Raw genomic sequence first — 15,185 nt, forward strand, 5'->3', positions numbered from 1 at the left:
TGGTCACGACTGCGTCTCGCCCCTCAAGTCGCTCCGTGGCGATCCCGCGCCCGTGCGTCACGGCTACCCGACGACGGCGAGAGCATGCCGGACCGACGAAACTTTTACGCAGGTCCGCTCGCCGATCAGGTCCCCGTCGCACTGCACGAGGACCGGCTCGGGCGAGGTGATGGTGAGCGCGGGCACGTCGTCGAGGCGGAGCAGGTTGCGACCGCGCTGCTCACCCTTTCGACTGACCGCCTGACGGAGGTGTTTGAGCACGGTCGGTAAGCGAAGGCTGCGGAGCGCGAACACCCCCAGATCGCCGTCGAAGCCGCAGCCGCGGTTGAGGTGGATCGGCCGCGTGCCGAGGTAGGTCCACGGGTCGGTGTTGGAGACGAACACCAGCCGCAGGCCCGACTCCGGCTCCGCGCCCGGGATCGACACCGTCAGCCGCGCCTTCCGCCCCGACGGGCGCAGGTACTGGGTGACCGCGACCCGCGTGTAGAGCGCCGGACTGGCCCGCTTGCCCCGCTTGCGGTCCACCTCGGCCACCACCTGGGCGTCCAGGCCGACACCCGCGGAGAAGGTGAACCAGCGCACCGGATCGCCCGGCCGGTCCGACTCGACCCGCCCCAGCCCGACCCGCCGCGACCGCCTGCCCTCCAGTGCGTGCAGCAGCTGGTGGGTCGCCTCCACCGGGTCCCGCTGTACGCCGAGCGCGCGGGCGAACACGTTCGCCGATCCGCCCGGCACGATCCCGAGCATGGGCAGTTCGGGGGACAGGCCGTGGCTCAGCAGCCCGTTGACGACCTCGTTGACCGTCCCGTCGCCGCCGTGCGCGACGACCACGTCGGCGCCGTCCGCCGCGGCCTGCGCGGCCGCGGCCATCGCGTGGCCGCGGTAGTCGGTCTCCAGGATCTCCAGCTTGTTGACCTGGCTGGCCAGCGCGTGCGCCAGCACGTCCCGCCCGGCCGCCGTGGTCGCGGTCGCCTTCGGGTTCACCACCAGCACAGCGCGCATGACCGCAGGGTAGGCGAGTGCGGGCGGGCATTTAGGATCCCAGTCGAACCTCACACCCGGCCGGAGGACGATCGTGCGCATCGCATCCGACGCCCCGCGCACCGTTCGCGCCGCGGGCGTGCTGGTCGGCCTGCAGGGGCTCGCCGGACTGGTGTTCGCGGCGGCGCTGCTGATCCGGGCGCTGGACGGCGCGTCGACGGAGGGCAACAACGTCTTCGGCGAGGCCGGGTACTTCGTCGTGCTCGGTGGCGGGGTGGTCGCGGTCGGCGTCGCGCTGGTGCTGGGCAAGCACTGGGCACGCAGTCCGGCGGTGGTGGTGGAGCTGCTGCTGCTCGGCGTCGCCTGGTACGCGGCCGGGCCGTCCGGGCGCCCGGAGTACGGGGTGCCGATCGGCCTGCTCTGCGCGCTCGTGCTGTACCTGTTGTTCGCCGGCCCGTCCCGGATGTGGTCGCTCGGCCTGGACGAGGACGAGTCGGGCAAATCGGGGCAGTAGGGATTCCCGACTAACGGCGGGTAGTGGATCTACCACGAACGGGTGACCCTGATGGGGTTCCTTGTCCCTGCTCCGCGGCCGTGCGCCGCGGCTACGAGGTGATTCGCAATGCGTTTCGTTCGTGTCGGGGCGGCCCTGGTCGGGGCGGCGGCAGCCGTGCTCGGCTTCCTGGCTCCGTCGGCTGCGGCCGACGAGCCGACCGTTGGGCCGGCGATCATCGACGGTGGTTACGCGGAGAACGCGCCGTGGGCCGCAAGACTCTTCGTCAACGGCCAGGAGAACTGCTCGGCGACGATCATCGCGCCGACCTGGATCCTGACCGCCGAGCACTGTGTCGCCGGTGGCGGCACGGTCTCGTTCAACATCGGCAGCCTGGACCAGACCCAGGGCGAGCAGGCCACCGCGGTGAACATCCACACGCATGGCTCGGCCGACCTCGCGCTGGCCGAGCTGGACCACGCGGTGTCCGCGACCTACTCGCCGCTCGGCACCGCGGGCGCGGTGGCCGTCGGGCAGACGGTGCAGGTCTACGGCTGGGGCGCCACGTGCACCGACCAGCCGGAGATCAACTGCCAGTCCCAGATGCTCAAGGTGGCCGACGTCGGCGTGAACTCGGTCAGCTGCTCGGACTACCGAGGCGGCGTCGCCGTGTGCGCGAACCGGATCGACGGCATCACCGCCGGCGGCGACTCCGGTGGTCCGATGTTCGCCACCAGCCCGGTGGACGGCGGGTACTACCAGGTCGGCGTCGCCTCCACGAGCGACCGCGCGACCCGCACCGCGTACACCAACGTGACCCAGTACCGCGACTGGATCGCCGGCATCGCCGGAGTGTGAGCCCGGTTCGAACGCCGCGTCCGGGTGCCCCCGGACGCGGCGTTCGCGTGCTCGACGACCCACGCGCGCGTTGAGCGCCGGGGCAGTGCCGGCCCGCCACCGCCGTGACTCAGCCGGCGTCGCCGAACCAGCGGGCCAGGTGGTCGAGCAGGCTCCGCTGGTCGTCACCGGCCCAGACCACGTGCCCGTCCGGTCGCAGCAGCGCGGCCGGCACGTCCAGCTCCTCGCTGACGTCGACGACGTGGTCGACCCGGTCCGCCCAGCCCGTGACCGAGAGCCGCCCGGTCTGGTCGAGCAGCAGTCCGCGGCCGTCGTGGGTCAGGTCGTACAGGCGCCCCCGCTTCAGCCCGATGTCCCGCAGCCGCCGGCCCACCAGGTCGTGCTCGGCGCCGAGGTCGTACCGGATCCCGATCGCGGTGATCCGTTCGGTGAGGTACCGGTTGACCTCGTCGAAGTCCATCAGCTCCGCCACCAGCCGCCGCACCGCCCGGGGCCCCGGCTCGGTGGACATCAGCTCCATCTGCGCCCGGGTGATCTCCAGCACGTCGGCGGCCACCGGCCGTCGTTCGGTCTCGTAGCTGTCCAGCAGCCCCGCCGGCGCCCACCCCGCGACCTCGCCCGCCAGCTTCCACCCGAGGTTGAAGGCGTCCTGAACGCCGAGGTTGAGCCCTTGTCCACCGACCGGCGGATGGACGTGTGCCGCGTCCCCGGCCAGCAGCACCCGCCCGACCCGGTAACGCTCCGCCAGCCGAGTGGCGTTGCCGAACCGCGACAGCCAGTGCGGCGAGTGCGCACCGAAGTCGGTGCCCGCCACCGCCCGCAACCGCCGCGTGAACTCCTCGAAGGTGGGCGGAACCGAGCGCTCCTCGGCAAGTCCCTCCGCCGGCACGAGAACGCGGAACACCCCGTCACCGATCGGCCCGGCGCCGAACAGCCGGTTGGTCTCGCGAATCTCGTTCGAGACCGCGACCACCGTCTCCGCCGGCTCGGTCACCCGCAGCTCACCCAGCAGCATCTCCACCGACGACGGCTCCCCGGGAAACCCGACGCCGAGCAGCTTGCGCACCGTGCTGCGCCCACCGTCGCAGCCGACGAGGAAACGGGACCGAAGCCGCGAGCCGTCGGCCAGCTCGACGGTCACCCCGTCGTCGTCCTGACTCAGCCCGACGACGTCGCACCCGCGCCGAATCTCGGTACCGAGCTCGCCCGCCCGCTCGTCCAACAGCCGGTCGATGACGGGCTGCGGCATGCCGAGGACGTAGGCGTGCGCCGTGTCCAACCGCTCCGGCGACGGCTTGCGGATGCCGGCGAAGAAGCCACCGAGCGGGTACCGCCGGCCGGCGGCGAGGAACCGGTCCAGCAACCCACGCTGCGCCATCACCTCGATGCTGCGCGCGTGCAACCCGAGCGCCCGCACGATCCTGGTCGGCTCGACGTCCCGTTCCAGCACGAGGACGTGCACGCCGTGCAGCCGCAACTCACTCGCGAGCATCAACCCGGTAGGCCCGCCCCCGACGACGATCACGTCGAACATGGAAATCCCCCTCAACGATGTGCGATGTCGGACGGGGATTGTGCGGCACCACCGGGGTCTTGCCACAAGCCCCGGGGTGCGCTATACGTTGAAAGTGGCGGGGGAAGGTCAGTCTTCCCGCTTCGCCGACAGCCCGTTCTCGTCCAGCGCGTTGAAGATGTGCAGGCCGCCGCTGTCCGTCGCCAGCCACAAGCCGGTGGTCAATCGGGTCGAACAGGTGCCACTCGGACCATTCACGCTTTCGAGCGTGAACAGGAACGAATTCGCGGAAATGTGCCGCACCGACTCACCTGTTCGCCATTCCAGTGACCAATCCACCCAGGCTCTCGGCGTGACCGGCAGGTCGGCGAACCATTCGCCGACTCGGCGGCCCGACAGGGACCGCGGTCGGGCGTCCTGTCGCTCGAACTGCTCGTCAGCGGGACGGAAGTCGGAACCCGGCCCGAGAGTCAGGATCGGACGGCGTCACGGCCGGCGAGTTTGTCGAGCGCCGGGCCGGTGACGCGGTAGACGGTCCATTCGTCCATCGCGGTCGCGCCAAGCGATTCGTAGAAGTCGATGGCCGGCTTGTTCCAGTCCAGAACCCACCATTGCAGCCGCGTGTAGCCGTTGTTCACGCATTCTTCGGCGAGCGCGATGAGGAGGGCTTTCCCGAGTCCCGTGCCGCGCGCGGCGGGCCGGACATAAAGATCCTCGAGATAAATACCGTGCACGCCGTCCCACGTCGAGAAGTTCAGGAACCACAACGCGCAGCCGACGACCTCACCGTCCAGCTCTGCGACGTGGCCGAACAGCGCCGGACTGGGCCCGAACAGCGCGCGACGCAGCTGTTCCGCGGTCAGGTGGCACTCGTCGGGTGCACGTTCGTACTCGGCCAGCTCGTACACCAGCCCGACCACGGCGTCCACATCGGACTCACGGACCCGGCGGACGCGGGGATCGGGCATGGCGTGCTCCTACTCCAGTACGGGAGGCACGTTCAGCCGTTTGACCTGGGGCTCGCCGCGCTCGTCGCCGAGAACGGAGATCGCGGCGGCCTCGAGTGCGAAGTGGACGCCGGCGGTGGGTGGGAGCCCGAGCCAGGTGGCGACCAGGACGCGGCTGAAGTGCCCGTGCCCCACCAGGATGACATCCCCGTCGACCAGGGCGTCGCGCACCCGCTCGACCACCCGCGCGGCCCGCGCGCCGACCTGCTCGGCAGTCTCGCCACCGGGGGAGACGTGGCTCCACACGGTCCACCCCGGCACGGTCTCCCGGATCTGCGGGGTGGACAGGCCCTCGTACTCGCCGTAGTCCCACTCGGCGAGGTCCTCGGTGACCGAGTCGATCGACAGGCCGGCGAGCTCCGCGGTCCGGATCGCCCGGCCGCGCGGGCTGGTGGCGACGAGCGCGGGGCGGGTGGCGCCGCGCATCGTCCCCAGCAGCCGGCCGGCGTCCCCGGCCAGGCGCTCGCCGGTGGGGGTGAGGGGCAGGTCGGTGACGCTGGTGTGGCGTCCGGTGCGGGACCAGTCGGTCTCGCCGTGTCGAAGCAGGTAGAGCGCGGTCATGGCGGGCCACCTCCCAGGCTACTGGCAGGTAGGTTAACCCGGCCGGGAGTGACCGCGCCGGTTGTCCTGACCCAACGAGCTACCGAGCCTCCGGCTCGGGCCGAAGCAGGGCGACGATCTGTGCCATGCCGACGTTCGGCGTGCTGAACCCAGGTACGCCTCGACCACCACGTCGACGCGCGGTGGTTCGCGTGGCGGAGCCGTCGTGCAAACGCCCTCAAGTGCCAGGCCGCCCTTCTCCCGGTACGCACGCGAAGCCTCCCCAGGTGACGAACGGCGCCCACCAGCGGGAAATCGTCCCGCCGGTGGGCGCCGTTGGCGATGCGCTGGGGTTCAGCCGTTCTTGGTTTCCCAGAAGATCTTGTCGATCTCGGCGATGTAGTCGAGGAGTTGCTGGCCGGTGGCCGGGTCCATGGAGCCCTTGGTGCCGGAGGCGCCCGCGGCCTTGGTGGCCTTGTTGATCAGCTCGTGCAGCTGCGGGTACTTCTCGAAGTGCGGCGGCTTGAAGTAGTCGGTCCACAGCACCCACAGGTGGTGCTTGACCAGCTCGCTGCGCTGCTCGGCGATCATGATCGCGCGGGTCCGGTACTCCGGGTCCTCGTTGTCCTGGTACTTCTGCTGGATGGCCTTCACCGACTCGGCCTCGATGCGGGCCTGCGCCGGGTCGTACACGCCACACGGAAGGTCGCAGTGTGCGGTGGCCTCCAGGCGTGGGCCGAGAATGCGCGACAGGAGTCGCATCTTTCCTCCTGAAACAGGTTGACGCTCCGACTGATCGCGACACTACTCCCGGCATCATGGTCCGACACGACGGAGGTGATCGTTGGCACCCGAACCGAACCCGCTGGGCAGGCTGCCGTTTCGCCGCATCCGCGTACGGGGACCGTCCATGGCGCCAACGCTGCGTGACGGCGACATCGTGATCGCTCGAACGGGTGTCCCGGAGCCGGGTGATGTGGTCGTCGTGACCTGGACGTCCCGGCCGGGACAGCTGTCGGTCAAGCGCGCCGTCGGACCACAGGGTGACGGGTGGTTCGTGGTCGGGGACAACGACCTCGCGTCCACCGACTCGCGCGAGCTCGGGCCCGCCACGGTGCACGGGGTCGTGCGGTGGCGGGCCTGGCCTCGCCCGAAGGCCCTGCGAAAGGCCCTACGACCCGGCGCGTAGCTGCTGGTACCGCGCCAGACAGTCCTCGTACGTCGGCAGCAGGCCGATCGTCCGCGCCTCCGTCAGCCCCGGCGCCGCGCGGTCCTTGTCCGACAGCACCGCCTCGATCTCCGCCGGCCACGGCAGGTCCAGCTCCGGGTCCAGCGGGTTCAGGCCGTGCTCGGCCCCGGGGTTGTACGGCGTCGAGCACAGGTACGAGATCACCGTGTCGTCCTCGAGGGCCATCATCGCGTGGCCGATCCCCTCGGAGACGTACACCGCGCGGAACTCGACCGGGTCCAGGCGCACCGCGTCGACCATGCCGAACGTCGGCGACCCGACGCGGATGTCGACCACCACGTCCAGCAGCGCGCCCTGCGGGCAGTACACGTACTTCCCCTGCCCGGGCGGCACGTCCGCGAAGTGCAGCCCGCGGATCACCCCGCGCCGGGACTTGCTGTGGTTCGTCTGCGCCAGCCGCAGCGGGTGCCCCACCGCCTTGACGAAGTCCTCCTCCTGGTAGGGGCACACGAAGAGACCCCGGTCGTCCGGGAACACCCTCGGGGTGAACTCGAACGCGCCGGGTACGGCCAGTTCCCGAACATCCATGTGACTAAGCGTACTGGCCCCTTACCTCCACCTCCGGCCCCGCACCTGTCACACTGTGGGACACCGCAGCGTCCGCGGTCGCCCGCGAACCATCCGCGCGCGGCCGATCGGCCGGCACCACGAACGCGTCGACGTACCCGATCGATGCTCGATCGTGCCGAGACCCGGCGGGGCTACCTTTCCGCGATCCCCGCTTCGGCCCGTTGGAGGGACGCAATGACCACCGTGAACGACCCGCTCGTGCAACCCGATCTGACCGCCCCCGTCACCGATGAGGAGATCTTCGCCGCGCACGAGGGCGGCAAGCTCGACGTCGCGGTGACCCGCCCGATCGCCGACCCGCGCACCCTCTCCATCGTCTACACGCCCGGCGTGGCCAAGGTCAGCCGGGCCATCGCCGAGGACGCCGACCTCGCCCGGCGCTACACCTGGACCAACCGCCTGGTCGTCGTGGTCAGCGACGGCACCGCGGTGCTCGGCCTCGGGGACATCGGGCCACGGGGCGCCCTGCCGGTCATGGAGGGCAAGTCCGCCCTGTTCAAGACCTTCGGCGGGCTCAACTCGATCCCGCTGGTGCTGGACACCACCGACGTCGACGAGATCGTCGAGACGCTGGTCCGGCTGCGCCCCTCGTTCGGCGCGGTGAACCTCGAGGACGTGTCAGCGCCGCGCTGCTTCGAACTGGAGAAGCGCCTGATCGAGGCCCTGGACTGCCCGGTCATGCACGACGACCAGCACGGCACCGCGATCATCCTGCTCGCCGCCCTGCGCGGCGCCAACGCCGTTCTCGACCGGCCGATCGAGAACGAGCGGATCGTCATCGCCGGCGCCGGGGCGTCCGGGGTGGCCTGCGCGAACTTCCTGCTCTCCGCCGGCGCCGGGGACGTCACCGTGCTCGACTCGCGGGGCATCGTGCACGCCGGCCGGGACGGGCTCAACCCGGTCAAGGCCGAGCTGGCCACCCGGACCAACAAGGCAGGGCTGCGCGGCGGTCTGGCCGAGGCGCTGGCGGGCGCCGACGTGTTCGTCGGACTGTCCGGCTCCACCGTGCCCGAGGAGCTGATCGCCTCGATGGCGCCGGACCCGATCGTGTTCGCGCTGTCCAACCCCGACCCGGAAATTCACCCGGACGTGGCACGGAAGCACGCCGCGATCGTCGCGACGGGTCGCAGCGACTTCCCGAACCAGATCAACAACTCGCTGGCCTTCCCCGGCGTGTTCCGCGGCGCGCTGGACGCGGGCGCGCGCCGGATCACCGAGCGGATGAAGCTGGCCGCCGCCGAGGCCATCTTCCAGGTCGCCGCCGAGGACCTGGACGCCGATCACATCGTGCCGTCCGGGGTCGACCCGAGGGTCGCGCCGGAGGTCGCCGCGGCGGTCGCGAAGGCCGCCGAGGAGGACGGCGTCACGGCGTAGTCACGGCTCGATAACCACGTGGCAGGGGTGTCGTCGCTGGTCAGCGGCCCGGACCGGCGGCGGAACCCCTGCTTCGGCGATTTCGAACAATCCTCGGGTAATTCACGCGGTAGCCTGTGCACCGGCGGGAAAGATCGGCGGCTGCGCCCGACCCGCCGGCATGCGGGCGAGAGGATGGCGTGTGGCCGAGCATGTCCTGCGAGCCGGCCCGCACCCCGCGGCGGTGCGGACCGGCGAGTTAGCCATGCCCGCGGTGGCCGCCAACTCCGCCGTCCCCGTCACCGGGGAGCCACCGCGGGCGGACGTCGTCACGCCCGTCCTGCTCACCGACATCGAGGAGCTCGCCCAACTCGGGGTGTGGAGCATCGACGTCCGGGCCGGCCGCGCGTACTTCTCCGACGGTCTGCGCCGGCTCTGCGGTTCCCCCACCGGCGACACCCTCTCCGCCGCGATCGAACTGGTCCACCCGGACGACAAGCCGGTGCTCGACCTGTTCCGCGCCCGGCTGTACTCGCCGACCGACGACGCGCCGATCGAGGTCGAGCTGCGGGACGCCACCGGCGAGCGCGACTTCCGCGTCCGGGCCCGCTCCGAGACCGACGCCACCGGCGCGGTCGTCCGCATCCTCGGCACCGTCCAGGACGTCACCAGCTCCCGCGACCTCGAGCGGCAGGCGATCCTCGACCGTCGCCTGTTCCAGGACGCTCAACAGGTCGCCCGGGTCGGCACCTGGGAGTGGAACACCCAGACGGGTGAATGCGTGTGGTCGACCATGCTCTACGAGCTGTTCGGCGTCGAGCCGGGCGTGCCGATCACCTACACCGACTACCTCAGCATGGTGCACCCCGACGACCGGGACTGGGTCGACAAGCGCTGGCGCGGGCTCGCCGTGGACGGCCGCCCGGCCGAGGCCGAGCACCGCGTGGTCCTGCCGGACGGCGGCCGTCGGGTACTCCGCTGCCGCGCCGTCGCCCGGGACAACAGCCGAGGCGCCCAGGTGATGATCGGCACCGCCCAGGACGTCACCGAGCAGCGGTCCACCGAGACCAGGATGATGCGCTCCAGCCAGCGGTTCACCGACCTGGTCGCGATCGCCCCGGTCGGCATCGCGCTGTTCGACGACAGCGGGCACCTGCTCGACGCCAACGACGCCCTGTGCCGGCTGCTGGAGGAGGACCTGGAGCGGCTGCGCGGCCGGTCGGCCACCGACCTGGCCCACCCCACCGACCGGGCGACCTCGCTGCTGCACTCGGACGGCCTGCAGGGCGGCGACCTGCGCGCGGGCCAGCGGGTCCTGGTCACCGCGTCCGGCAAGTCGGTGTACTGCGAACTGAGCGTGACCTCGTCGGTCGCCGACGACGGCCAGCGGTTCTGGCTGGTGGTGTTCGCCGACGTCACCGAGCGCCGCCGGGCCGCCGAACGGCTGCGCTACCAGGCCACCCACGACGAGCTGACCGGCCTGCCGGGGCGCGCGGCGGTCAACGAGCTGTTGGGCCAGCTGCTGAGCGGGCCGGAGGCGGACAGCGTCGCGGTGCTGTTCTGCGACGTGGACAACTTCAAGCGGGTCAACGACTCCCTCGGCCACGACGTCGGTGACGAGCTGATCATCGCGCTGGCCAGGCGCCTGGAACGCGGGCTGCCGCCGTGCTGCACGCCGGGGCGGATGTCCGGCGACGAGTACGTGGTGATCTGCTCGGACGTCGGCGAGGTCGGCGGGGTCGAGGTGCTGGCGAACCGGGTGGCGCGGCTGCTGCGCACGGCGGTGCCGGTGCGCGGCCAGCTGCTGCGGGTCTCGGCGGCCATCGGCGCCGCGGTGCCGAACGGGCCGGACGGCGGGCCGAGCGCCGGGTCCCGGTCCACCGCGGCCGACCTGCTGCGGTTCGCCGACGCGGCGATGTTCAACGCGAAGCGGCAGGGCACCGGGCGGGTGTCGCTGGCCAACGCCGAGCTGATCCACACGGCGAACAGCCAGATGCTGCTCGAGGGCCAGCTGCGGGACGCCATCGCGAACGGCGAGCTGGTGCTGCACTACCAGCCGGTGGTCGGCCCGGACGGCACGATCCTGTCCGCGGAGGCGCTGGTCCGCTGGCCGCACCCGGAGCGGGGGATGCTGAGCCCCGGCGAGTTCCTGCCGGTCGCCGAGCAGGGTGACCTGCTGCGCGAGCTGGACCGCTGGGTGCTGCGCACGGCGTTGCGCGAGGCGGCGGACTGGCCGCTGCTGACCGGCGGCGTGCTGGGCGGCGGGCCGGGGGTCGCGGTGAACCTGGCCGGGCTGGTGCCGGGCGACCCGGAGTTCGTGGAGATCGTGTCGGCCGCGGTGGCCGAGTCGGGCATCGCCTGGGACCGGGTGGTGCTGGAGCTGGTGGAGACCAGCCTGATCGACCTGCCGTCCCGGTCGCGTTCGGCCATGGCCGAGCTGGCCGACCGCGGCGTGCGGTTCGCCGTGGACGACTTCGGCACCGGGTACTCGTCGCTGTCGCGGCTCAAGGAGCTGCCGGCGCAGATCATCAAGATCGACCGGGCGTTCGTGTCCGGCGTGGCGACCGAGGCGGCCGACTTCGCGGTGGTCCGCGCGCTGGTCGACATGGCCCGCGCGATGGGCCGCACCTGCGTGGCCGAGGGCGTGGAGGTCGAGTCGCAGTTCCATGTGCTGCGCAGCTTCGGCGTCGAGGCCTACCAGGGCTGGCTGCTGTCCCGACCGTTGTCCGCGGAGGCCCACCGGGAGCTGATGCGGCTCGGACCGGTGCACATTCCACGCGGATCCTGAACCGGTCTCGACTTCGCAACGGCTGCGCCGAACAGAGCAATCGGGTAGGCTGACCGGTCGTCGTCAGATGCTGGGACGACCTGCCGCCGTCGGTACCACCGGCTAAGGTCGGGCGACCTACGGCCGGCAGGGGGCCGTCTCGACCTGAGGAGTCTCGAGCGTGATCGAGTTCCAGGCCGTGACCAAGCAGTACCCGGACGGCACGGTCGCGGTCGACAACCTCGACCTGGCCGTCGAGGACGGCGGGATCACCGTCTTCGTCGGACCGTCCGGCTGCGGCAAGACGACGTCACTGCGCATGATCAACCGGATGATCGACCCGACCGGCGGACGGATCCTGCTGGACGGCAAGGACATCCGCGAGTCCGACCCGCCGCTGCTGCGCCGGGGCATCGGGTACGTCATCCAGCACGCCGGGCTGTTCCCGCACCGCACGGTCCTCGACAACGTCGCCACCGTGCCGCTGCTCACCGGGCAGAGCCGTCGCGCCGCGCGGTCCAGGGCGGGCGAGCTGCTCGAACTGGTCGGGCTGCCGGCGAAGCTCGCCAAGCGGTACCCGGCGCAGCTCTCCGGCGGACAGCAGCAGCGCGTCGGCGTCGCCCGCGCGCTGGCCGCCGACCCGCCGGTGCTGCTGATGGACGAGCCGTTCAGCGCCGTCGACCCCATCGTGCGCGACGACCTGCAACAGCAACTACTGCGCCTGCAGTCCGAACTGGACAAGACGATCGTGTTCGTCACCCACGACATCGACGAGGCGATCAAGCTCGGCGACCGGGTGGCGGTGTTCCGCGTCGGCGGCCGGCTCGCCCAGTACGACGACCCGTCCGCGCTGCTCGCCAGGCCGGCCGACGACTTCGTGTCCTCGTTCGTCGGCCGCGACCGCGGCTACCGGGCGCTCGGCTTCCTCGACGCGGGCGGGGTCCCCGTCGGTCCGGTCGCGACGGTCCGCGCCGGCGAGCAGGCCACCGCCGACCAGCTCGACGACGGCTGGGCGGTCGCGGTCGACGCGGAGAACCGGCCGCTCGGCTGGGTTTCCGCCGAGCTGCTGTCCACGATGGACGGATCGGTGAACGCGGACAGGCTGGTCTCCGGCGGCTCGCTGTTCGAAGTGGACTCCTCGGCCGGGACGACCGCCGGGTCGCTGCGCAACGCCCTGGACGCGGCGCTCAGCTCGCCGTCCGCCGTGGGCATCGCGATCGACGGCGACGGTGCGGTGGTCGGCGGCGTCACCGCCGACACCGTGCTCGCGGCACTGGCCGACGCGCGACGGGCGGGTGAGGTGCCGGCGTGAACATCGACTGGCCGTGGCCCTGGCTGCCGGCCAACACCGACGACATCGCCGAGGCGACCGGTGAGCACCTGTACCTGGCGCTGCTGCCGGTGCTGGTCGGGCTGCTGGTGTCGATCCCGCTCGGCTGGGCGGCGAGCCGCTGGCGGGTGGCGCGCGGGATCCTGGTGCCGCTGGCGGGCGTGCTCTACACGATCCCGTCGCTCGCGCTGATCACGCTGGTGCCGCTGGTCCTCGGCACCCAGATCATCGACCCGCTCAACGTGCAGGTGCCGCTGGCGGTGTACACAATCGCGCTGCTGGTCCGCTCGGTGTCCGACGCGCTGCGGGCGGTGCCGAGCGAGGTCACCGCGGCCGCGACGGCCGTCGGCTACCGGCCGCTGCACCGGTTCCTGACCGTCGAGCTGCCGCTCGCGGTGCCGGTGATCGTCGCCGGGCTGCGGGTGGCGGTGGTGTCGGCGATGAGCCTGACCGCGGTCGGCGCGCTGGTCGGCATCGGCGGACTCGGCCAGCTGATCACCGAGGGCTTCCTGCGCAACAACGGCGTGGAGCTGGTCGCGGCGATCGTGCTGATCGTCGTGATCGCGCTGATCATCGACGCGCTGCTGCTGCTCGTCGGCCGGATCGCCACGCCGTGGACGAGGACGGCCAAGGGGGTGAACTCGTGAGCGAGCTCGCGAGCGAACCATTGACACAGGGCGACCGTGAACGGCACCGCCGAGCCCGCGAGGGGGTGTCGTGAACTCCGCGTTCGCGTGGCTGTTCGACCCGGAGCACTGGTCCGGGCCGAGCGGCTTCCCCGCCCGGATCCTCGAACACCTCACCTACACCGGCATCGCGGTGCTGATCGCGGCCGCGATCGCGGTGCCGCTCGGCGCGGTCATCGGGCACACCGGCAAGGGCACGTTCCTGGTGGCGGGCCTGTCCAACGGCCTGCGCGCGCTGCCCGAGCTGGGCCTGCTGACGCTGCTGGTGCTGTTGACCTGGGTCGGCCTGCTGCCGCTGGTGATCTCGCTGGTGATCCTGGCCATCCCGCCGATCCTGGCCGGGACGTACTCCGGCGTGCGCAACGTCGACCGGGCCGCGGTGGACGCAGCGCACGGCATGGGCATGCGCGGGCCGACGGTGCTCGCCAGGGTCGAGCTGCCGAACGCGCTGCCGCTGATCATCGGCGGCCTCCGCGCGGCGACCCTGCAGGTGATCGCGACCGCGACGATCGCCGCGTACGTGTCGCTCGGCGGCCTCGGCAGGTTCGTGATCGACGGCAACAACGCGGGCGCCGGCTCACCGGACGGCTACCCGCAGATGGCGGCCGGCGCGATCGCGGTCGCGGTGCTCGCGCTGTTGATGGAGGGCCTGCTGGAACTGGTCGAGCGCCTCGTGGTGTCCCCCGGGGTGCGGAACCAGTCGCGGGCCAGGCGCGCGGTCCGGCTGCGTCGGCGGCCGACTACTGATTTGGTGGAGAACCCAACCTAGGGAGACAGGACATGAAGCGCGCACTCGCCGGCGTGGCGACCGCCGTGGCGGCGACGCTGGCACTGACGGCCTGCGGCAGTTCCGACCCGCTGGCCGAGGACCCGGCAGGGGGCGAAGGTGGTTCGAGCGAGTCGATCGCGATCGGCTCGGCGGACTTCCCGGAGAGCCAGCTGCTGGCCGAGATCTACGCCCAGGCGCTGGAGGGCGCGGGGGTGACGGTCTCCCGTGAGTTCGACCTGGGCAGCCGGGAGAAGTACTTCGCCGGCATCGAGGACGGCTCGATCGACCTGATCCCGGAGTACACCGGCACGCTGCTGCAGTTCGTCAACAAGGAGGCGCCGGAGGTCGAGCCCGAGGAGGTCTACACGGCGCTGCAGGAGGTCCTGCCGGACAACCTGACGGTGCTGGAGAAGGCCGAGGCGGAGAACAAGGACGCCGTGGTGGTGACCCGCGAGACGGCCGACAAGTGGAGCCTGACGACGATCGAGGACCTGGTGCCCCACTGCGGCGAGATCGTCTTCGGTGCGCCGACGGAGATGCAGCAGCGCCCGGACGGCATCCCCGGCCTCAAGGAGACCTACGGCTGCACGTTCAAGAGCTTCAAGGCCTTGGCGCCCGGCGCGATCACCACGAAGGCCCTGCTCGACGGGACCGTGCAGGCGGCGGACATCTTCACCACGGACGCCGCGATCGAGGCCAACGACCTGGTGGTGCTGGAGGACACGAAGAACAACTTCGCCGCGCAGAACGTGGTCCCGCTGATCGCCAAGGACAAGGTGAACGACACCGTCACCGAGACCCTCAACGGCATCTCGGCCGAGCTGACCACCGACGTCCTGCTCGACCTCAACGCCCGCCTCAACTCCCCGGAGAAGCCCGACTACGCCGACGTGGCCGAGGAGTGGCTGGCCGAGATCAACGCCTGAGTTCACGGCTGGTTTCACGTCGTGGGGGGGGGGGGGGGGGGGGGGGGGGGGGACGCGGGGGGGGGGGCGGGGGCCCCCCACCCGGGGGGGGGGGGCTGGCCGATATAAACGCCTTATTTCAGGGTTGGTTTCACGTCGTGCCG

The 15,185-nt window shown here is 71.5% G+C and carries 16 protein-coding genes; 9 read left to right on the top strand and 7 right to left on the bottom strand.

The annotated features are described in order from the left end of the window. Positions 1-63 precede the first annotated feature (63 nt). On the bottom strand, positions 64-1,002 hold the full coding sequence (locus JT362_RS24660) for a diacylglycerol/lipid kinase family protein (RefSeq protein WP_260194069.1): 939 nt from the start codon (positions 1,000-1,002) through the stop codon (positions 64-66). A gap of 73 nt (positions 1,003-1,075) precedes the next feature. Here JT362_RS24660 and JT362_RS24665 point away from each other — a divergent pair, with 73 nt between their 5' ends. Then, positions 1,076-1,495 carry a hypothetical protein gene (locus JT362_RS24665; RefSeq protein ID WP_260194070.1) on the top strand — a complete coding sequence of 140 codons (420 nt, stop codon included), beginning with the start codon at positions 1,076-1,078 and terminating at the stop codon, positions 1,493-1,495. 108 nt (positions 1,496-1,603) lie between these two features. Then, entirely contained in the window at positions 1,604-2,332 is a 729-nt protein-coding gene (locus JT362_RS24670) for a S1 family peptidase (protein ID WP_260194072.1), read from the top strand. Positions 2,333-2,441: 109 nt separating this feature from the next. Here JT362_RS24670 and rox read toward each other — a convergent pair whose 3' ends face one another. The 5 genes from rox to sodN form a co-directional block, all read right to left on the bottom strand. Next, on the bottom strand, positions 2,442-3,866 hold the full coding sequence (gene rox / locus JT362_RS24675) for a rifampin monooxygenase (RefSeq protein WP_260194073.1): 1,425 nt from the start codon (positions 3,864-3,866) through the stop codon (positions 2,442-2,444). Between the two features lie 108 nt (positions 3,867-3,974). After that, positions 3,975-4,148 (bottom strand): hypothetical protein, encoded by a 174-nt coding sequence (locus JT362_RS24680; protein ID WP_260194074.1) that lies wholly within the window; start codon positions 4,146-4,148, stop codon positions 3,975-3,977. A gap of 167 nt (positions 4,149-4,315) precedes the next feature. After that, positions 4,316-4,813: a GNAT family N-acetyltransferase gene (locus JT362_RS24685; protein WP_260194076.1), complete on the bottom strand. Its 498-nt coding sequence runs from the start codon at positions 4,811-4,813 to the stop codon at positions 4,316-4,318. 9 nt (positions 4,814-4,822) lie between these two features. After that, complete coding sequence (locus JT362_RS24690; protein WP_260194077.1) at positions 4,823-5,413, bottom strand: histidine phosphatase family protein; 591 nt, start codon at positions 5,411-5,413, stop codon at positions 4,823-4,825. A gap of 333 nt (positions 5,414-5,746) precedes the next feature. After that, complete coding sequence (sodN, locus tag JT362_RS24695; RefSeq protein WP_260194078.1) at positions 5,747-6,154, bottom strand: superoxide dismutase, Ni; 408 nt, start codon at positions 6,152-6,154, stop codon at positions 5,747-5,749. An 82-nt stretch (positions 6,155-6,236) separates the two neighbouring features. On the opposite strand from sodN, the gene JT362_RS24700 reads away from it, so the two are divergent. After that, positions 6,237-6,581 carry a S24/S26 family peptidase gene (locus JT362_RS24700; protein ID WP_311202750.1) on the top strand — a complete coding sequence of 115 codons (345 nt, stop codon included), beginning with the start codon at positions 6,237-6,239 and terminating at the stop codon, positions 6,579-6,581. Here the strand turns inward: JT362_RS24700 and JT362_RS24705 are convergent. Then, on the bottom strand, positions 6,564-7,169 hold the full coding sequence (locus JT362_RS24705) for a dTDP-4-dehydrorhamnose 3,5-epimerase family protein (protein WP_260194080.1): 606 nt from the start codon (positions 7,167-7,169) through the stop codon (positions 6,564-6,566). The genes JT362_RS24700 and JT362_RS24705 overlap by 18 nt on opposite strands. Positions 7,170-7,385: 216 nt before the next feature. Between JT362_RS24705 and JT362_RS24710 the strand changes: the two genes are divergently transcribed. The 6 genes from JT362_RS24710 to JT362_RS24735 all read left to right on the top strand — a co-directional run bounded on the left by JT362_RS24710 (position 7,386) and on the right by JT362_RS24735 (position 15,042). Continuing rightward, the gene (locus JT362_RS24710; protein WP_260194081.1) at positions 7,386-8,585 is read left to right on the top strand and encodes an NAD(P)-dependent malic enzyme; all 1,200 of its coding nucleotides are present in this window, start codon (positions 7,386-7,388) and stop codon (positions 8,583-8,585) included. A 181-nt stretch (positions 8,586-8,766) separates the two neighbouring features. After that, on the top strand, positions 8,767-11,352 hold the full coding sequence (locus tag JT362_RS24715; RefSeq protein WP_260194083.1) for a sensor domain-containing protein: 2,586 nt from the start codon (positions 8,767-8,769) through the stop codon (positions 11,350-11,352). A gap of 160 nt (positions 11,353-11,512) precedes the next feature. Then, the gene (locus JT362_RS24720) at positions 11,513-12,643 is read left to right on the top strand and encodes an ABC transporter ATP-binding protein (RefSeq protein ID WP_260194085.1); all 1,131 of its coding nucleotides are present in this window, start codon (positions 11,513-11,515) and stop codon (positions 12,641-12,643) included. Then, entirely contained in the window at positions 12,640-13,308 is a 669-nt protein-coding gene (locus JT362_RS24725; RefSeq protein ID WP_260194086.1) for an ABC transporter permease, read from the top strand. Before JT362_RS24720 ends, JT362_RS24725 begins: the two co-directional genes overlap by 4 nt. A gap of 70 nt (positions 13,309-13,378) precedes the next feature. Continuing rightward, the gene (locus JT362_RS24730) at positions 13,379-14,116 is read left to right on the top strand and encodes an ABC transporter permease (protein ID WP_260194087.1); all 738 of its coding nucleotides are present in this window, start codon (positions 13,379-13,381) and stop codon (positions 14,114-14,116) included. Positions 14,117-14,127: 11 nt separating this feature from the next. Then, a complete protein-coding gene (locus tag JT362_RS24735; RefSeq protein ID WP_260194089.1) occupies positions 14,128-15,042 on the top strand; it encodes an ABC transporter substrate-binding protein in 915 nt (304 codons plus the stop codon). Positions 15,043-15,185: the final 143 nt, after the last annotated feature.

Origin of the sequence: Actinophytocola gossypii (genome assembly GCF_025165815.1) — a bacterium.
Lineage (GTDB): Bacteria > Actinomycetota > Actinomycetes > Mycobacteriales > Pseudonocardiaceae > Actinophytocola > Actinophytocola gossypii.